The 18519-nt window shown below is 69.4% G+C and carries 19 protein-coding genes; 10 read left to right on the top strand and 9 right to left on the bottom strand.

Annotation, left to right across the window (positions count from 1 at the left end; translation table 11 throughout):
- The first annotated feature begins 1 nt into the window (after window position 1).
- The 4 genes from QRN44_RS01480 to QRN44_RS01465 are packed head-to-tail and all read left to right on the top strand — an operon-like array spanning window position 2 to window position 2581.
- On the top strand, window positions 2-826 hold the full coding sequence (locus QRN44_RS01480; RefSeq protein WP_064295733.1) for a phosphoenolpyruvate hydrolase family protein: 825 nt from the start codon (window positions 2-4) through the stop codon (window positions 824-826).
- Window positions 827-871: 45 nt separating this feature from the next.
- Window positions 872-1312, top strand: a complete 441-nt coding sequence (locus QRN44_RS01475) for a cupin domain-containing protein (protein ID WP_064295734.1) — start codon at window positions 872-874, stop codon at window positions 1310-1312.
- Window positions 1312-1707, top strand: coding sequence for an AraC family ligand binding domain-containing protein (locus tag QRN44_RS01470; protein WP_071260405.1), 396 nt, complete (start codon window positions 1312-1314; stop codon window positions 1705-1707). Before QRN44_RS01475 ends, QRN44_RS01470 begins: the two co-directional genes overlap by 1 nt.
- Before the next feature lie 10 nt (window positions 1708-1717).
- Entirely contained in the window at window positions 1718-2581 is an 864-nt protein-coding gene (locus tag QRN44_RS01465; protein WP_285038111.1) for an NAD-dependent epimerase/dehydratase family protein, read from the top strand.
- A 246-nt stretch (window positions 2582-2827) separates the two neighbouring features.
- On the opposite strand, the gene QRN44_RS01460 is transcribed toward QRN44_RS01465, so the two are convergent.
- Window positions 2828-3544: an NADPH-dependent F420 reductase gene (locus tag QRN44_RS01460; protein ID WP_121292232.1), complete on the bottom strand. Its 717-nt coding sequence runs from the start codon at window positions 3542-3544 to the stop codon at window positions 2828-2830.
- A gap of 137 nt (window positions 3545-3681) precedes the next feature.
- Here QRN44_RS01460 and QRN44_RS01455 point away from each other — a divergent pair, with 137 nt between their 5' ends.
- Window positions 3682-3987 carry a DUF3072 domain-containing protein gene (locus QRN44_RS01455; RefSeq protein ID WP_064295746.1) on the top strand — a complete coding sequence of 102 codons (306 nt, stop codon included), beginning with the start codon at window positions 3682-3684 and terminating at the stop codon, window positions 3985-3987.
- A 14-nt stretch (window positions 3988-4001) separates the two neighbouring features.
- Entirely contained in the window at window positions 4002-5258 is a 1257-nt protein-coding gene (locus QRN44_RS01450) for an NAD(P)/FAD-dependent oxidoreductase (RefSeq protein WP_121292234.1), read from the top strand.
- Here the strand turns inward: QRN44_RS01450 and QRN44_RS01445 are convergent.
- The 5 genes from QRN44_RS01445 to QRN44_RS01425 form a co-directional block, all read right to left on the bottom strand.
- Complete coding sequence (locus QRN44_RS01445; protein WP_121292236.1) at window positions 5236-8295, bottom strand: glycoside hydrolase family 2 TIM barrel-domain containing protein; 3060 nt, start codon at window positions 8293-8295, stop codon at window positions 5236-5238. The two genes, QRN44_RS01450 and QRN44_RS01445, sit on opposite strands and share 23 nt — an antisense overlap.
- Before the next feature lie 193 nt (window positions 8296-8488).
- Window positions 8489-9493, bottom strand: a complete 1005-nt coding sequence (locus tag QRN44_RS01440) for an aldo/keto reductase (RefSeq protein WP_121292677.1) — start codon at window positions 9491-9493, stop codon at window positions 8489-8491.
- Between the two features lie 34 nt (window positions 9494-9527).
- Entirely contained in the window at window positions 9528-10472 is a 945-nt protein-coding gene (locus QRN44_RS01435) for a carbohydrate ABC transporter permease (protein WP_285038110.1), read from the bottom strand.
- 4 nt (window positions 10473-10476) lie between these two features.
- Entirely contained in the window at window positions 10477-11358 is an 882-nt protein-coding gene (locus QRN44_RS01430) for a carbohydrate ABC transporter permease (RefSeq protein WP_064295739.1), read from the bottom strand.
- 127 nt (window positions 11359-11485) lie between these two features.
- The gene (locus QRN44_RS01425; RefSeq protein ID WP_079003547.1) at window positions 11486-12802 is read right to left on the bottom strand and encodes an ABC transporter substrate-binding protein; all 1317 of its coding nucleotides are present in this window, start codon (window positions 12800-12802) and stop codon (window positions 11486-11488) included.
- Between the two features lie 301 nt (window positions 12803-13103).
- Here QRN44_RS01425 and QRN44_RS01420 point away from each other — a divergent pair, with 301 nt between their 5' ends.
- From QRN44_RS01420 to QRN44_RS01410, 3 genes are read left to right on the top strand one after another with little or no spacing between them, the layout of a single operon-like run.
- On the top strand, window positions 13104-13853 hold the full coding sequence (locus QRN44_RS01420) for an SDR family NAD(P)-dependent oxidoreductase (RefSeq protein WP_121292238.1): 750 nt from the start codon (window positions 13104-13106) through the stop codon (window positions 13851-13853).
- A gap of 11 nt (window positions 13854-13864) precedes the next feature.
- Window positions 13865-14359, top strand: coding sequence for a carboxymuconolactone decarboxylase family protein (locus QRN44_RS01415; RefSeq protein WP_199687187.1), 495 nt, complete (start codon window positions 13865-13867; stop codon window positions 14357-14359).
- Window positions 14360-14413: 54 nt separating this feature from the next.
- Entirely contained in the window at window positions 14414-15451 is a 1038-nt protein-coding gene (locus QRN44_RS01410) for a LacI family DNA-binding transcriptional regulator (RefSeq protein ID WP_121292242.1), read from the top strand.
- A gap of 12 nt (window positions 15452-15463) precedes the next feature.
- On the opposite strand, the gene QRN44_RS01405 is transcribed toward QRN44_RS01410, so the two are convergent.
- The 3 genes from QRN44_RS01405 to QRN44_RS01395 form a co-directional block, all read right to left on the bottom strand.
- A complete protein-coding gene (locus QRN44_RS01405; RefSeq protein ID WP_285038109.1) occupies window positions 15464-16390 on the bottom strand; it encodes an SMP-30/gluconolactonase/LRE family protein in 927 nt (308 codons plus the stop codon).
- A 29-nt stretch (window positions 16391-16419) separates the two neighbouring features.
- Window positions 16420-16851, bottom strand: a complete 432-nt coding sequence (locus QRN44_RS01400; protein ID WP_064295749.1) for a hypothetical protein — start codon at window positions 16849-16851, stop codon at window positions 16420-16422.
- A gap of 103 nt (window positions 16852-16954) precedes the next feature.
- Window positions 16955-17395: a GNAT family N-acetyltransferase gene (locus tag QRN44_RS01395; protein ID WP_121292244.1), complete on the bottom strand. Its 441-nt coding sequence runs from the start codon at window positions 17393-17395 to the stop codon at window positions 16955-16957.
- A 157-nt stretch (window positions 17396-17552) separates the two neighbouring features.
- On the opposite strand from QRN44_RS01395, the gene QRN44_RS01390 reads away from it, so the two are divergent.
- Window positions 17553-18494, top strand: coding sequence for an aldo/keto reductase (locus tag QRN44_RS01390; protein ID WP_064295751.1), 942 nt, complete (start codon window positions 17553-17555; stop codon window positions 18492-18494).
- The last annotated feature ends 25 nt before the right edge of the window (window positions 18495-18519 follow it).

The raw sequence follows: 18519 nt of genomic DNA, 5'->3' as shown, positions 1-18519 counted from the left end.
CATGGACAGGACCATCGCACTCGAACGACTTCGCGCCACCGTCGCGCGCGGACAGGCCGTCATCGGCGCCGGGGCAGGCACCGGCATCTCGGCGAAGTCCGCGGAGGCGGGCGGCGTCGACCTCATCATCATCTACAACTCCGGCAGGTATCGGATGGCCGGTCGCGGCTCGCTGTCGGGCCTGCTCGCCTACGGGGACGCCAACCAGGTCGTCGTGGAGATGAGTCGGGAGGTGCTGCCGATCGTCCGCGACACCCCGGTGCTCGCCGGCGTGAACGGGACGGACCCGTTCCGGATCATGGAGCGCTTCCTCGACGAGCTCAAAACGATGGGGTTCACCGGCGTGCAGAACTTCCCGACCGTCGGGCTCTTCGACGGCGTCTTCCGCCAGAACCTCGAGGAGACGGGCATGGGCTACGACCTCGAGGTCGACATGATACGCCTCGCCGCCGAGCGTGACCTCCTCACGGCCCCGTACGTCTTCGACGTCGAGTCGACGGTCGCGATGACCGAGGCGGGTGCTGACGTCCTCGTCCCGCACATGGGCCTCACGACGGCCGGCACGATCGGCGCGACCACGGCACTCTCGCTGGAGGAGTCGGCGCACCGGGTGCAGGAGATGCGCGACGCGGCCGTCGCGATCAACCCGGACGTCATCGTGCTGTGCCACGGCGGTCCGATCGCCGAACCGGAGGACGCCGCCTTCATCCTCGCCAACACGACGGGCGTCGCCGGTTTCTTCGGCGCGTCCTCGGCCGAACGCCTCCCGACCGAGCGGGCGATCAAACGCCAGATCGAAGACTTCAAGGCCATCCAGACCCGCTGACCGACGGCACGACCGACCACCCGACCACTCGACGAGGAGCATCTCATGACCGAACCAGCCATCACCCCTGCCACCGCCGGCCGTCGCCCCGACGAGGTCCCCACCCGGGTCTTCGACTGGGGCACCATCAAGTGGCTCGTCACCCCGCACCTCGACGAGGGCGCCGGACTCACGGTCGGCGAGGTCATCGTCTACCCCGGACAGGGCCACGCACCCCACCAGCACCCGGGCGAGGAGGAGGTCATCACGGTGATCTCCGGCGAGGGCGTGCAGACCGTCGGCGACGGTCCCGCGTTCCCGATCCGCGAGGGCGACGCCGTGTACATCCCGAAGGACACCGTGCACTCCACCTACAACACGACGTGGCGCCCGCTGCGACTGTCGGTCGTGTACACCCCTGGTGGCGCGGAGACGGGGCTCGACGGCCTGCCCGACGCGCGCATCCTCGACGCCGGAACGGCGCCGAGCTGGAAGCAGGACCGCTGATGCCGGTGATCGAACCGGGCTCCTGGGTGCATCCGGGTTCGAAGCCGGACTGGAGCGAGATCGGCACCATCGGGCGGTTCGCGGTGTCGGTCGACGGCGGACGGTTCGACCGGCACCACCACGACGACCACGAGATCTGGTTCATCACCGAGGGCAAGGGGAAGGTGCTCGTCGACGGTGGCGAGCGCTACGTGCAGTCGGGCGACATCGTGCTGACGCAGGCGGGCGACACCCACGACATCGTCGAGGTGTACGAGACGATCCGCGGCTTCTTCACGGAGACGGGACTCCCGGCCGGTGGGCGCGTCGGCCATCTGCACGCGAACGAGGAGGACGCAGCCGGGCACGTGGTGACCGCACTCCCGCTGCCCGCCGACTTCCCGGCCCGAGCCTAGGATCGTCCGTATGCGCATCGCCGTCACCGGGAGTTCGGGCAAGCTCGGCTCCGCCACCGTCGAACGACTGCTGCGGGACGGCCACGACGTGCACGGACTCGACGTCGCGGGCACGGCCGGGCCGGGGTTCACCCGTGTGGACCTGACCGACTACGGGCAGACGATCGACAGCCTGCTCGGGGTGACGGCGAGGTTCGCAGGTCTCGACGCCGTGGTGCACCTGGCCGCGATCCCGGTGAACGGGCTCGTGCCGGATGCGGCGACGTTCCACAACAACCTGACCGGGTCGTTCAACGTGCTGCACGCGGCGCTGCGGGCGGGCATCCGGACGATCGTGACGGCGTCGAGCATCACGGCCATGGGATTCCCGTTCGATGAGGCGCCCGAGTTCCTGCCGATCGACGAGACCGTCAGTCGCGCGAACAACACCTATGCGCTCGGGAAGGTCGCCGAGGAGGCGATGGCCGCACAGCTGGTGCGGTGGGCCGACGGGACGTCGATCACCGCGTTGCGGTTCACGAACGTCGTAGCGCCGGGGGAGTACGGCACGTTCGCGCGGGCGTCGGAGCCCGGGTACCGACGCGATCTCCTGTTCAGCTATGTCGACGCACGTGACGGTGCGCAGGCGGTCGCGCTGGCGCTGACCCGAGCGGAGCCCGGCTTCGAGGTCTTCGACGTGTGCGCCTCCGACAACGGGACGACCGTGCCGTCGGCGGAGCTCGCGGCGACGCACTTCCCCGGCGTCCCGCTGCGGGCGGGGCTCGGCGAGTTCGAGACGCTCATGTCCATCGACAAGGCCCGCACACGACTCGGTTTCGAGCCCGAGTACTTTTGGCGGGACGAGTTCGAGCGCGAGCAGGCAGTGCGGGGCTGATCGGCACGGAAACGAATGAGGCGCTGATCGGACGATCGACGGATGGGTGCACCCCGGTTCGCGCGAGCGCGATGCCGTTGACCGGCGACGGGGCATCCGAGGCCGGTCGGGCGTTCCTCCTCGCTGAGTACGGCTTTGACGACGCGCTCGACGAGGTGATCCGGGTCGGCACGCCCAAAGTCGGCGCTGCACCCGAGAGTGGTACGAACGGTCGAGACCGTCCGGCGCGGGAACCCGCCGCGTCGCCTAGCGGACGCCGGCCTCGGCTTCGGCCAACGCCCGCACCTCGGCGACCTCGCGGATCTCGTCGGCACCGATGTTCGCCCCGAAGAGCTCGTGCCCCGGTTCGAGGACGACGCCAGCCCGCAGCGGCCCGATCTCGACCGGGTCGAACCCGAGGGCGTCCGCCACGGCCGAGACGGCCGCCCGGTCCGCGGGGGCGTCGCCGGCGATCGCGATGCCCTTGCGGCCCGGTGCGCCGGTGGGACGTGGCTCCCCGTCGAGGTCGTGGTACCCCATGTGGTTGAACGCCTTCACGACCCGGGACTCCGGCAGGAAGGCGGCGACCAGCTCGCTCGTCGAGGTCTCCGGCGCACTGAGGTCCTCGCGGTGGCCGTCGACCTCCCACCAGTAGTTCATGGCATCGATGACGAGTTTGCCGCGCAGCTCGTCGACGGGCACCGAGCGATGTTTGCCGAGGGGCAGCGCGAGGATGACGATGTCGGCCTGGGTCGCTGTCTCGGCGGCGGTCGTGGCGACGGCACCCGGAGCGAGGACGTCGATCGTCAGGGCGATCCGGGCGGCGTCGCGCGAACCGCTGATGAGCACCCGATAGCCGGCGGCGACCGCGAGTCGTGCCAGGACCGTGCCGACCTTGCCGGCACCGAGGATGCCGATGGCGACGCCCTGCGACGGAGCGGGGTCGTCGGCGGATCGGACGGTTCCGGAAGCGGTGTCGGACATGGGTCTCCTTCGTGGACGGTGCGGCCGCACGCGGTCGCCTGGGTCAACCGGGGGTCGTCCATCGCTATTCCGAGACCGGTCCGACGTGGACGCGCAACCCCTCCTCCGCGATCGCCCGCTCGACGTACCGTTGCCGCATGACTGACGCAGAACAGACCGACGCAACGACCCCCGACGCCACGACCTCCGGCTCGCCCGAGACGATCGGCGCCACCGAGGAGACCCTCGGGGCCCGGGGCGACGACAGCTCGACGAGCGCGAGCAAGGACCCCGAGGACTGGGTCACCGGCGACGAGCCGATGACCGGCCCGCAGCGCAGCTACCTCGACACCCTGGCGCGCGAGGCCGGCGAGGAGCTCCCCGCCGACCTGACGAAGGCGCAGGCCTCCGAGCACATCGACCGGCTGCAGAACGCCACCGGCCGCGGTCAGTCCGGATCCTGAGCGCCGCCGCCACCGTGACCGACTCCAGCAGGGCTCCGCTCCATCACGAGGTGGTCGTCATCGGTGGCGGCAACGCCGGTCTGTCCGTCGCTGGCAGGCTCCGGCGATACGGGGTCGATGACGTCGCAGTCATCGAACCGCGCGAACACCACCGGTATCAGCCGATGTTCTCGCACGTCGCGGGCGGGACCGCGTCCGCGACGGCGGCCACGAGGCCCCAGCGCGCGGTGACGCCGAAGGGCGTGACCTGGATCCAGGACCGGGTCCGGTCCGTCGACCCGGTCGCGAAGACGCTGACGCTCGAATCCGGCACCGCCGTCGAGTACGCCCAGCTCATCGTCGCTCCGGGCATCCAGCAGGACTGGGACGCCGTGCCCGGTCTGACGGAGGCGATGGCCTCGCCGGTGGGGATCTCCAACTACACGTTCGAGTACGCGCAGAAGGCCTCGCGCGTGCTCCGGTCGGTCCGCTCGGGCACCGTCGTGTTCACGCAGCCCGCCGGCCCCGCGAGCTGCTCGGGCGCCGCGCAGAAGCCGATGTACCTCGCGTGCGACCACTGGCGGCAGACGGGCGTCCTCGACGACATCCGTGTGGTGCTCGTCGTGCCCACACCCACGATGTTCGGCATGCCGATGATCGACGCCGAACTCGACCGCAAGGTCGCCGAGTACGGCATCGAGGTGCGGTTCTCGCGCGAGCTCGTCGCGGTCGACCCGGAGCAGCGCGTGGTGACCATCGCGCAGACCGACCCGCAGGACGGCCCGGATCGCGGGCAGGACGGCGTGACGGGGGGACTTCGGGAGGAGATCCCCTACGACGTCCTCCACGCGGTGCCGCCGCAGTCCGCTCCGGACTGGCTCGCGGCAACGGCGCTCGCCGAGCCCGGCAACCCGGGTGGCTTCGTCGAGGTCGACTCGCTGACCCTGCGGCATCCGCGCTTCCCGGACGTCTGGGCGCTCGGCGACGCCGCCGCGGTGATGAGCTCGAAGTCCGGCGGAGCCCTCAGGCAACAGACGAAGACCCTCGCGAAGAACCTCGTCGCCGTGCGGTCCGGCCAGGAGCCGAGCACGGTCTACAACGGCTACTCGGTGTGCCCGTTCACGGTCTCCCGCGGGACGGTGGTGTTCGCCGAGTTCGACGACCGCTACCGCCCGAAGCCCTCGATCCCGTTCTGGAACGGACTCGCGAAGGAGCGCCGGTTCACGTTCATCGCCGACCGCCACGTCCTGCCCTGGGTGTACTGGAACCTCATCCTGCAGGGTCGGGCGTGAGCGTCCGCAGCCGCACACCGAAGGTCGTCTCCGCCACCGGCACCCGGTAGCGCTCGGGCAGGGCCGGCCCGCACGACGAGCTGCCGAGCCCGTGCTGCGCGTGGTCGAGGTTGAGCCACACACGGCCGGAGTCTCGGAGGTCCTGCGGGTGGCGGGCCTCCTCGAGCGCTTCGCTCGTCCATCGTCTGGCGGTGAAGTCGAAGCCGGTGTCCTGCAGCTGCTCGGCTCGCAGGGTCGGCAGGCCGTCGCCGGTGAGTTCCACCCACCGCGTTCCGACGTGGTTGCCGTTCTCCTCGGGCACCGGGTAGTCGGTCTGGAGCCCGTCGACACTGCTCGTGAAGCGACCGACGCGCGCCGCGGCGAGGCTGTCGACGTACGACTCGCCCGGGCCCCGACCGAACCACGTCGCATCCGTGTAGTTGCCCGGTAGTCCGAGTCGGAGGCCCAGGCGCGGCAGCGTCAGCATGTGATCGCCGATGGGGGTGTGCTCCCAGATCCCCTCGGGGACGACGGTGACCGACAGGTCCAGGGCGCCGCCCGCGTCGGTCCAGTCGAACGTCCAGCGCAGGCCGAGCCCGTGCGCGGCCGGGGCGCTGCGGCCGGAGACCCGCAGGCCGCCGCCCTGCCCGTCGTCGATCCGCTCGACGGCGTCGGTCCGGTGGAGGAAGCGGTCGAGTCCCGTGAGCTTCCAACTGGCTGCGGCCGTGTTCCGCGGCCCCTGGCCCCGGTCGTTCTCGGTGGGTGCGCGCATGATGTCGAGGACGGGCCCGTCGAACTCGAGATCGCCGAGCGCGCGGAGTCGGCCGGTGCGGGCGTCGAAGGAGCCTGCGCCGAGGGTGATGCGGTGGCCCGGCGTGCGGTCGGCGTGAGCGAGGGGTCTGCGCGCCGCGGACGCCACGGGAACGGTGACGCCGGTCGGATCCGCCGGTCGGTCGGCGGCGATCCGCGCCTGCCCGAACGCGACCTCGTGTCCCGCTGCCGCCCACGGCTCGTCGGCCGCCAGGACCGCGCGCACGGTGAGCCAACGCTCGACGGGTGCGCCGGAGACGGGATCGACACCGGCGGTCGGCACGGTCGCCTCGGCCGGCAGGTCGACGGTCGCCGCGCTCCGGGGGTCGACGGGCGGTGTCGTCAACGCGCCCGACGCGACGGCGAGGCCGTCGTCCTCCAGCTGCCACCGGAGCGCCAGGTGATCGAGTGACCGCATGTCGTGTTTGTTCCTGACCGTCAGCGTGCCGGTGGTGGCGTCCGCCAGGAGCTCGACCGGACTGATCGCGGCGTGCAGCTCGGCGAGGCCGGGGGAGGGCGTGCGGTCGGCGAAGACGAGTCCGTCGAGGCAGTAGCGTCCGCCGTTCGGTCGGAAGGCGACATCGCCACCGTGCATGACGAACTCGTTCCCGGCGGCGTCGGTGCTGCGGAAGCCGTGGTCGATCCACTCCCAGACGAAGCCGCCGCAGAACCGGTCGGAGGACTCGAGGATCCGCTGGTAGTCGACGAGCGACCCCGGGCCGTTTCCCATCGCGTGCGCGTACTCGCAGAGCAGGAACGGGAGTCGCCGCCGACGCACGTCGTCCGGCGACCCCGCCACGACGCCCACGGGGGTCGGTTCCTCGCGACGGCCGATGGCCTCGAGCAGCTCCTGGTCGGGGTACATGAGGCTGGAGAAGTCCGAGTTCCGATACGACGGATCGCGCTCGTACATGATCGGCCGGGACGGATCACGCTCGCGGATCCACTGCTCCAGCACGTCGAAGTTCTCGCCGACCCAGCTCTCGTTCGCCATCGACCACACGACGATCGACGGGTGGTTCTTGTCGCGCTCGACCATCCGCTGGACACGGTCGAGCATCGCGTCGCGCCAGACCGGCTCCGTCGGCGGGTTGCCGGCCCAGTCGGTGTAGATGAAGCCGTGGGTCTCGAGGTCGCACTCCTCGACCACCCACAGCCCCAGCTCGTCGCAGAGGCGGAGGAAGTCCGGGTGGGGCGGGTAGTGGCTCGTGCGCACAGCGTTGAGGTTGTGCTGCTTCATGAGCAGGATGTCCTGCCGCATGGTCTCCGTGTCGAGTGAACGGCCGCGGTCCTGGTCGTGCTCGTGCCGGTTGACCCCGCGGAACAGCACCGGGACGCCGTTCACGAGGAAGCGGCCGTCCTCGATGGAGACGGTGCGGAACCCGATGCGCAGCTCGACGGTCTCGTCGGCCACGGGCGTCTCATCGGTCGGCCGCGGCCTGAGTTGCGCCGTGTAGAGGCGCGGTACCTCGGCGCTCCAGGGCTCGACCGGCAGAGCGGTCGCGGTGCCGGTGGGGAGGTCGAGGATGCCGAGCTCGGGGACGTCGACGAGGCCGGGGACGTCGGTGTCGACGCGCAGGACGCCGATGCCGTCGCGATGGTCGTAGCTCGCGCGGACCTGGACGTCGTCGATCGCGCCGGCCGGGCGTTCCAGGAGGTCGACGTCGCGGAAGATCCCCGGCAACCACCACATGTCCTGGTCCTCCAGGTACGTGCCGCTCGACCACCGGTGCACCCGCACGGCGAGGACGTTCTCACCGGGGACGAGGTGCTCGCCGACGTCGTACTCCACCGGGAGACGGCTGCCCTTGCTGTGGCCGAGGAGCACGCCGTTCAACCACACGGTCCCGCAGGAGTCGACACCCTGGAAGCGCAGCACCGTGTCAGCGCGACGCCAGTCCTCCGGCAGGGTGAAGGTACGGCGGTAGTCGCCCGTCGGGTTCTCCTCGGGCACGCGAGGCGGGTCGATCGGGATCGGGAACGCGGTGTTCGTGTACAGCGGCTGCCCGTGGCCCTCGAGGACCCAGTGCGCGGGCACCCGGATGCGGTCCCAGGAGGAGTCGTCGAGCGACGGATCACCGAAGGTGTCGCCCGTCCCGTCGGCCGTGGGCGAGAGCGTGAACGCCCAGTCGCCGTTGAGGGACAGCCGACGTGCGTCGCTCAGTTCGTCGGCTCGGGGGCGCCGCCGACCGGTCCCCGGGATCGGGTCTTCGACCCACGACGCCGCGAGCCCTGCTGAGTCGTTCATCGTCGTGCAACCTTCATCGTGATGCGGCCTTCATCGTCGGGCGTCCCTTTCTCAGGAGGTCATCGGCGCGCCGGCCCGGCCAGCGGACGCCACGCCGGCGGACTCCTGAGAAAGGGACAGTGGAAGGGAGAGGGGAGCGGGTGGGTGAGCGGGTGGGTGGACGGGTGGATGGATGGATGGATGGAGAACGGGCTCAGTCGGTGATGGTGCTCGGCGGGGTGCCGAGGGCGTCGAGGTCCGACCAGAAGTCCTCGGGGATGGGGGTCGTTCGCAGCGTCTCGACCTGTTCCAACCGCTCGGGCCGGTTCATCCCCACGACGGTGGAGTCGACGAGTTCCGATCTCGTCGAGAACGCGAGTGCGGCAGCCGCGAGCGGGATGCCGTGGCGGGTGGCCAGCTCGTCGGCACGGTCGACCCAGGCGAGCAACTCGGGTGATCCGGCCTGGTACGCGTACGTGGCCGGCTTGCCGTCACGGCCACGACGCCCGGCGAGGAGTCCGCCCCCGAACGGAGCCGCGTTGAAGACGCCCATCCCGAGCGAGCGCGCCTCCTCCAGCAGGCCGGTCGCCGACCGGTCGACGAGCGTGAACCGGTTGTGCGACAGCAGCACGTCGAACGCGCCGGTCCGCACATACGGCAGCATGACGCTGAGCGGACCGGCCGCGATCCCGATCGCGTCGACCAAGCCCTGCTCCTTGAGTGCCAGCATGCCCTCGATCGCACCACCCGGTGCCGACGCCTCCTCGAACGACACCGAGTACGGGTCGTGCAGGTGGAACACCGGGATGCGCTCCACGCCGAGCCGCTCGAGGCTCTCCTCGAAGGACCGCAGCACCCGGTCGCGGTCGAACATCGCCGTCGCCGGATCCTGGTCGGCCTTCGTCACCACTCCGCGTCCCTCGGGCAGACCGCTCTGACGGATGGCGTCGCCGATCGCCGTCTCGCTGCGTCCGTCCGAGTAGTTGTTCGACGTGTCCACAAGCAGATTCGGACCACGGAGGGCGGCCGATGCGAACGCCGTGGAGCCCGGGCCGGGGGAGCCGTCGGCGCTCGCCGGCGTGCCGAGTCCTGAGGTGCCGACCGTGACCGGGCTCACGACGAGCCCGGTCGAGCCGAGCGGTCGGAGGTCGTCTGGTGTCGCCACTGCCGCGGTCGTCCGGCCGGTGGAGGAGGTGTGGGTCGTGTCGTCGTTGATCATGTCGTCCATCCTGCAGTCGTCGGGCACTCGGGCATCACCCCTTGAGTGCGCCGGATGCCAGCCCCTTCATGATCCGCTGGTTGAGGAACACGAACACGACGAGCAGTGAGAAGACGTTGATGCAGATGCCCGCGAACAGCGGCCCGTAGTCGACCTGGCCGAACTCCCCACTGAAGTTCAACAGGCCGGCCTGGATGGTGCGGAGGTCGGCGTTCGTCGTGAAGGTCAGCGAGATGAGCAGGTCGTTCCAGATGGAGAGGAACTGGACGAGCCCGATCGTGAAGAGCGCGTTCCGCACCATCGGCAGTCCGATGGACCAGAAGGAACGGATGATGCCGGCTCCGTCGATCGTCGACGCCTCGAACACCTCGCGCGGCACGGCCCGGAAGTAGGCGGTCATCATGAAGACCGTCAGCGGCATCCCGAGCGCCGTGTAGGTGATGATCATCGGCCAGTACGTGTTCGTGAGGCCGAGGTTGAAGTAGGCGACGAACAGCGGGACGAGGATCATCTGGCCGGGGATCATGATGCCGGAGATGAACAGCAGCAGCGTCAGGTTGCGGCGCTTCCACACCATCACCTCGAGGGCGAAGGCGGCGGCGACGCCGAAGATGAGGATGAAGACGAGTGACGGCAGGGTCACGATGACGCTGTTGAGCAGGTTCTGCGAGATGTTGCCGGTCGTCCAGGCGGTGACGTAGTTGTCGAAGCTCCACGACTCCGGGAGGGAGAAGGTGGACTCCTGCAGGAACTCGCGCTGGTTCTTGAACGAGGACAGGAACAGCCAGACGATCGGGTAGATCTCGATCACGAGCAGGAGTCCGATGAGGATGACCGAGGGCAGTTTCCGCAGGTAGTAGGCGCGCGAGCGGGGAGCGCGACGCATCTTCGGCCGGCGGACGGCGATGCCGGATCCGTCGCCGCTGCCGCTCGAGGCCGGTGTGGTGGCGCCGGGCGCCGGGGTGATGGCGGTCGTCATGGCGTCAGTCCTTCGTCAGGTCTTTGCGGGAGGTCTTGAAGATCAGGAGCGTCACGAGGAAGCACATGATCGTGAGCACGAATGCGAGCGTCGAGCCGTAGCCGTAGTTCTGGTACGTGAACGTCGTGTTGTACATGTACAGCGTCAGCGGGGTCGTGGCCGTCCCTGGCCCGCCGCCCGTCAAGGCGAGCACCGAGTCGAACACCTTGAGCGTCGCGTTGAAACTGAAGATCACCGCGGACAGCAGGACGGGGAGTGACAGCGGCACGATGATGTACCGGACGAGCTTCAGGCCGCGGGCACCGTCGATGCGGGCCGACTCGATCACCTCCTCGGGGATGTCGAGGAGCCCCGCATAGAGCAGGACGGCGTAGAAGCCCATCGACCGCCAGAGGTCCATGATGATGATCACGACGAACGCGCTGTCGGGCGAGCTGAACCAGTCCACCGAGTCGATGCCGAAGCCGTTCAGGATGGCGTTGACCGGTCCGGTCTGCGGCGCGACCTCGAACAGGCGCTTGAACAGCAGACCGACGGCGACGGTCGGCAGCACGACCGGGAAGAACACGAGCGTGCGGACGAGCGTCGACGCCTTCTTCAGGACGAAGACGTAGAAGAGGGAGAGTGCGTACCCGAGGGCGATCTGCGCGACCGTCGCGATGAGCGAGTACTTGATGCTGAAGAAGATCGCTTCCGGTGCCGTCGGGTCGGCGAACAGCTGGGCGAAGTTGTCGAGGCCGACGAACTCGAAGCCGCGCAGGTCGCCCTGGAAGAAGGTGAGGCCGAACGACCACATCACCGGGACGAGCTTCACCAGGGTGAAGATGAGCAGGGCCGGGCCCAGCAGGATGGCGATGGCCTTCCTGTCGCCGAGGACGTCTTTCATGCTGTGCTCCTGAGTCGGTCGGGGGACCGTGAGGCTGGGCGGCGAGGTGCGAGACCCGCTGCAGAGGTGGATGTCCGCGGACGGACGGATCCGGTCGCCGGGCGACTGCCGGCGACCGGATCGCCGGTTACTTCTTGAGACCCGCGTCCACGCCGGCCTGGACGAGCGCCGCGAAGTCCTCGGGGGAGATGCCGCCGGTGAGCAGCGGGGCGGCGTTGGTCTGGGCGTCGACGCCGGCCTTCTCGGGGAGGAAGGTCTCGAACCAGGTGACCGTCTCATCGGTGTCGGCCATGATGCCCTGCACCTCGGCGGTGAGCGCGGGGACGTCGGTCACCTCTTCGTTGAGCTTGAACCCGGAGATGACGCCCTGGTTCTTCAGCACGCTGGAGCCGTAGTTCTCCGCGATGCAGCTCAGCCAGCCGCCGACCTTCTCCTCGTCGTAGCCCTTCGTGGAGAACGAGGTCGCCGCACCGGTGTTGGCCGGGTACTGGTCGATCGAACCCTTGCCGCCCTCGACGGTCGGGAACGGCATGAAGCCCACGGCGTCCTCACCGATCTGGTTGAGTTCGGTGTTGTAGACGTCGGCGAGCATCCAGGTGCCGTTGTACATCATGGCCGCGTTGCCGGTGAAGAACTCGCTCGTCGCGGTCTGCATGTCCATCGTCGTGATGCCGGCACCGAAATACTTGCCGAGGTCAGCGACGGCGGTGATCGCCTCGACGTACTCGGGGTCGGTCAGCTTGGCGTCGCCCGAGGCGATGTCGTTCATCGCGTCCGGGCCGAGCAGTCGGAACAGGTAGGTGCTGATGTAGCGGGTGATCGTCCAGCCCTGGGCACCGGAGACCGTGAAGGCGGACTTGCCCGAGGCCTGAACGGTGTCGGCCGCGTCGAGCAGTTCGTCCCACGTCTGCGGGACCGCGATGCCGAGGTCCGTGAACATCGTCTTGTTGTAGAAGAAGCCCTCGACGTTGTACTGGTATGGCATCGAGACGAACCGGTCGCCGTAGATGTTCTTCACGGTGGCGACGGCCGAGGGGAGGATGTCGTCCATGACGCCCAGCTCGGTGAGGGTGTCTTCGAGGTCGAGGACGGTGTCGTCGTCGCCGAGGGTGCCGCCGGGCCGCAGCGGTGCGGTCGGTGCGGTGAAGGTGGTGGGCAGGGCGTTCTGGCTGGCGAGCAGCGTGACGCGCTGGAGCACGTCGGCCTGGGGCAGGGTCTCGACCTTGAGCGGCAGCGCCTTCTCGTTCGCGGCGCACGCGCCGTCGCCGAGAGCGGTGAGTTCGTCGCGGACGATCGAGTTCTCGACGGCCGCGAGGTAGTCGAACGACGTGGCGCTCGACGCGCCGCCGTTCCCTGCGCAGGCGGTCAGGGCGAGAGCGGTGACGCCGAGAGCGGCGATGGCGGTGGCCGACCGACGTTTCGGGGCCCGGTGCGCTGTGGACACATTTCCTCCTTGAAGATGTGGCAGTGATGTTGAGACGCGAGCGGTGATGGTCGCGAGCAAAGTTGAAGCGTTTCAATGGCCGAGGCTAACCGCGCACGGGTCGCATGTCAAGCGTCGGATCAGTTCCGCTCGGCGAGGCACTTCCGGCATGACGACGGCTGGACGGAATGCATATTGACACGTTTCAAGACGGCGACGAGAATGGGTGATCGTCGTCCCGTGATCTCGATCATGTCGGCACGACCACAGTCAACGACGATAAACGGCGATTCGACCCGCCGGACGAGGAACGGAACCGCACATGAGGTTGCAGGGCAAACGAGCCGTCATCACCGGAGCAGCAGGAGCGCTCGGCCGGGTGATCGCCCAGAAGCTCGCCGCGGAGGGGGCAGACGTCGCCGGCCTCGACCTCAACGCCGCCGGGCTCGAGGAGACGGCGGAACTCGTCCGTGCGCACGGGGTGCGGGCCGCATCGGCGACGGCCGATCTGACCGACTTCGACGCCGTCGAGGCTGCCGTCGGCGGCGTCGTCGACGAGTGGGGCGGGGTCGACATCCTGCTGAACGGTGCGGGCGGCGGCGCGGTCAGCTTCTTCCACGAGATGACGCACGAGACCTGGATGACCCAGATGGACCGCAACCTCAACTCGGTGTTCAACGTCACGCGCGCGGTCCTGCCCTCGATGCTCGAACAGCGCTCCGGTCGCATCATCAGCATCGCGTCCATCGCCGCCGTCAGTGGCGGACGCCTCGTGCGCGGGGCGACGGCCTACGCCGCGGCCAAGGCCGGCGTCGTCGGACTCACGAAGGCGCTCGCGATCGAGGTCGCCGAGCAGGGCGTCACCGTCAACGCGCTCGCCCCCGGAGCCCAGGCGACCCCCGGCCGCGACAACGACACCCCGGAACGCCGCGAGGCGCTCCTCGCGCAGATCCCCACCCGGCTCCTCGGCGAGCCGGAGCACCTCGCGGAGACGGTCGTCTTCCTCGCCTCACCCGCCGCCGTGAACCTCACCGGCCTCATCCTGCCGCTCGACGGCGGACACTCGATCTGAGGCGACGGACGATGACGACAGGACCAGAGGACATGACGAGACTCGAGCGCGGCAAGGCGAAGTTCGACGAGGTGTACGGCGAGGGGAAGTCGGAGGGGCTCGTCGCGATGCAGACCGGGCTCGCGCAGGACCTCGCGCGTTTCGGTATCGAGTTCAACTTCGGCGACATCTACTCCCGGCCGGGGCTCACGCTGGCGCAGCGGGAGCTCATCACCCTCGCGGCTCTCGTCGCGCTCGGTGGGCTGGAACCACAGCTGCGCGGCCATACCCGCGGTGCGATCAACGTCGGCTGCAGCGCGACGGAGATCCTCGAGACGGTCATCCACACCGTGCAGTACGCGGGGTTCCCTCGCGCCCTCAACGCGATCCGTGTCGTCACCGACGCCCTCATCGAGGTCGGCGTGGAGATCCCCGAGCCGCTCGGACCGGACCGGACCGGCCCGGAGCCGCGCGACCAGCAGCCCGGCAGCGCTCAGGACCGCCCGGGACCGGGCGATCTAGACTGAGCCGGGCCGCGGGCGAGCGCCCGCAGCGCCGCAGGACGACAGGAGGGGTTGAGCATGGGACGAGTCGGAATCCGCGAGGTCGCGACGCTCGCCGACGTCTCCATGGGGACGGTGTCGCACTACATCAACCACCCCGATCGGGTCTCGCCGGAGAAGCAGGAACGCATCCAGCGGGCGATCGACCAGCTGGGGTTCGTGCGGAACAACGCGGCCTGGCAGCTCCGTCTCGGTCGGAGCGGCACCATCGCGTACATCGCGCCGGACGTCAGCAACCCGTTCTTCGCGACCATCGCCGAGGGGGTGGAGCAGCGCGCGGCCGAAGACGGTCTCTCGGTGTTCATCGCCAACTCGAACCGGAGTCGTGAGCGCGAGGACGCCTATCTCGGCATGTTCGAGGCGCAGCGTGTGCAGGGCATGCTCGTCGCCTCCCACGAGTCCGTCGAGGAGCGGTTGACGAGCATCCGGCAGCGGGGCATCCCGTCGGTCCTCGTCGGGCAGCTCGCATCGTCACCGGACCAGCCGTCGGTGTCGGTCGACGACGTCCGGGGTGGGTTCCTCGCCGCGGAGCACCTGCTGCAGACCGGTCGTCGTCGGCTCGCGTTCGTCGGTGGTCCGCTCGGCATCCGCCAGGTCGCCGACCGCTTCGAGGGTGCGAGTGCCGCCGTCGCAGCGGTTCCGGGAGCCACGCTGGAGGTGATCGCGGGCACGGAGCGGACGATCGCCGAGGGGCGCGAGCTCGGACGGGCGATCGCCGCCCGTCCGGTCGACGCACGTCCCGACGCCGTCTTCGCGGTCAACGACCTGCTGGCACTCGGCATCATGCAGACGCTCGTGGTCGAGCACGGGGTCCGGGTGCCCGAGGACATCGCGATCGTCGGCTACGACGACATCGAGTTCGCGGAGTCGTCGATCATCCCGCTCACCTCGGTGCGGGCGCCGCACGAGGGCTTCGGTGTCGCGGCCGTCGAGCTGCTCCTCCAGGAGTTCGCGGTCGCCGACGGTGCCCCCGTCCCGCCCCCGTCGTCCCGCCACATCGTCTTCGCCCCCGAACTCGTCCCCCGAGCCAGCTCGCGAACTGTCACCAACGGCTAGTCCAGCGCCCCGTCACTGTGCTGGAGTGACAGTTCGCGGGCTCTGGCGGGTGGCGGTTCGGATCCGGTAGAGGGACGTGCTGGCCGTGATGTAGAGGGTGCGGCCGTCTTCGTCACCGAAGCAGACGTTCGCAGTGCGCTCGGGGACCGGGATGCGCAGGATGGTCGCGCCGGTGGGGTCGAAGACCTCGACGCCGTCGCCCGCAGACGACCAGACGTTGCCGTCGACATCGATCCTGAAGCCGTCGGATGCGGGGACCGCGGTGCTCGCGAAGGTGCGACCCGGGGTGTCACCGAAGACGACCGAGACGCCGTCCTCGGCGACGTCGTACGCGGCGATGCGGAGTGCGCCGTCACCCGTGTCCGACACGTACAGGATCGACCCGTCGGGTGAGAACGCGAGCCCGTTCGGGTGGACGAGGGCGGTGATCACCGGCTCGATCGCTCCGGTGTCCGGCTCGAACCGGAAGACGTAGCAGCCGTCGTACTCCTGCTCACCCGGGTGCCCCTCACGCCCGCTGGCGTCGATGCCGTACGGCGGGTCGGTGAACCAGATCGAGCCGTCGGAGTGCACGACGACGTCGTTCGGGGAATTGAAGCGGCCGCCGGCCCAACGGTCGACGAGCGTGATCGGGCCGTCGGGCCCCTCGATCTCGACCGCGCGACGCCCATGGCTGCACTGCACGACCCGGCCCTCGCGGTCGATCGTGCGGCCGTTCGTGTACTCGGCGCCGTCCCGGAACACGGCCGTCTCATCGGTCGCGGTGTCGAACTCGAGGATGCGGTCGTTCGGGATGTCGCTCCACCGCACGCTGCGGGTCTCGGCGATCCACGCGGGGCCCTCGCTCCAGATCGCGCCCGTGTACAGGTGCTCGAGTTCGGCTCCCTCGGCGAGCAGCGGCGAGGGTTCGTTCGTCATGGTGACGTCGTCGTCGGTCATGACACCCAGCCTATTCGGCAGGTGCGGGTCTACGCCGGATCGATGGGGGAGGAGCCGAGGTTGCGAGCGCTCGGTCGGGTGACGGGCGGTTCGACGATCGACTCCAGGAAGGCCCACGCATCCATGCGCCAGCGGTCACCGGCGACGTCGATCGCCTCGATCCGGAACGGTGGGGTGAGGATCGCGTCCCAGTCGATCGAGTCGAGGACGCGTCGCGGGATCATCTCATCGACGTACGGCGCTTCACGCTCCGGATCCGGTGCGACCTCGGGCGCCTCGTCGTCGACGAGGACCTCGAGTCGGTCGATCATCGCGTCATCGAACGTCTGCATGCGGGTCACGAGCGTCTGCAGCTCGTCGGGATCGAGTCCGGCGACGAGTTCGAGGAGATAGGCGCGCCCCGGATACGCTTCCGCGGGCACATCGACGATGTTGTATCGGCCGTCGTCGGAGATCCACATACGTCAACGCTAGCCCGTCGCGGCTGGAGGCCGGGCGAGAGTGATGAGGTGAAGTGAGGTGATCGGTCGCCCGGGCCGCGGTTCAGCGACGACGTGCCGCAACTCAGGCGGTGGGTACCTGCGTCGGGTGGACAGGCAGCTGCGCGGCTGGGCGGACGAGCGCGGTCGGGCCGGGGTCGGTGAACCCGAACTGCTCGTAGAGGCCGTGCGCGTCGCTCGTGAAGAGCGTCCACCGGAAGTGCGCGCCGGGACCGTCGTCGATCATGGCCTGCACGATCCGCTTGCCGAGCCCGTGGCCCCGGTGCGCTTCGTCCACGACGACGTCGGCGAGGTAGCCGAAGCCGAGTCCGTCGGACACCGCTCGTGCGAAACCGACCTGTGCGCCCGTCTCCTCCTCGTACACGCCGATCACGCGCCAGGCGTCGTCGATCTGCGTCTCGACGTCGGCTCGGCTGCGCCACTTCGCCCAGTAGACCTCGCGGAGCAGGGCCCACACGGCGTCCCGGTCGATGCGGTCCTTCGAGTCGTCGATGCGATAGCCCATCGAGCCACCGTAGGACGGCCGGCACCGGGCCGTGGAGAGCCAGTCCGGTTCCGGTGGCCCGCTCGTCATCGGACGACACGACGGAATAGTCGAGCCGTCCGCGGGCTTAGCGTGAGGAGAAGTACCAGTGATGCACCGAACCCAGGAGGATCATCAGATGACTCACGCCCGCACCACCCTCGGAACGTCCGACCTGTCCGTCTTCCCGCTGAACCTCGGCGGCAACGTGTTCGGCTGGACCGCCGACCGGCAGACCTCGTTCGACATCCTCGACGCCTTCGTCGCGGGCGGCGGCAACTTCATCGACACCGCCGACGGCTACTCGGCGTGGGTGCCCGGCAACACCGGCGGTGACTCCGAGCGACTCATCGGCGAGTGGCAGGAACTCCGAGGCAACCGCGACGAGCTCGTCATCGCGACCAAGGTCAGCCAGCACCCCGACTTCACAGGCCTCGCGGCCGACAACATCCTCAAGGCGGCCGACGCCTCGCTCGAGCGCCTCCGCACCGACCACATCGACCTCTACTACGCGCATTTCGACGACGAGTCCGTCCCGCTGGAGGAGACGGTGACGGCACTGTCGTCGCTCGTCGACGCCGGCAAGGTCCGCCACCTCGGCATCTCCAACTACTCCGCAGCGCGGATCGCCGAGTGGTTCGAGATCGTCGAGGCCAAGGGGCTCCACCGCCCGATCGCCCTCCAGCCGCACTACAACCTCGTCGAGCGCGAGTTCGAGGGCGAGCTGCGCACGATCGCCGAGCGCGAGCAGCTCGCGGTGCTGCCGTACTTCTCGCTCGCGAAGGGCTTCCTGACGGGCAAGTACCGCGAGGGGTCGAGCGTCGACAGCGTCCGTGCCGAGGGCGCGCAGGCCTACCTCGCCGACCACGCCGCGCTCCTGCCCGTCCTCGACGAGGTCGCCGCGGCCCACGGCGTCTCCGTCGCGACGGTGTCGCTCGCGTGGCTCCGCTCGCAGCCGACCGTCGCCGCGCCGATCGCGAGCGCCCGCACGGTCGAGCAGCTGCCCGACCTCCTCGCCTCCGCCACGCTCGAACTCTCCGCCGACGAACTGGCCGCCCTCACCGCCGCCTCGGTCGCGTAGGGCATTCGATGGTGCACGTGGCCCG

The organism is Plantibacter sp. lyk4-40-MEA-4 (assembly GCF_030209415.1).
Lineage (GTDB): Bacteria > Actinomycetota > Actinomycetes > Actinomycetales > Microbacteriaceae > Plantibacter > Plantibacter flavus_A.
This window is presented reverse-complemented; position numbering and strand designations above follow the sequence as displayed.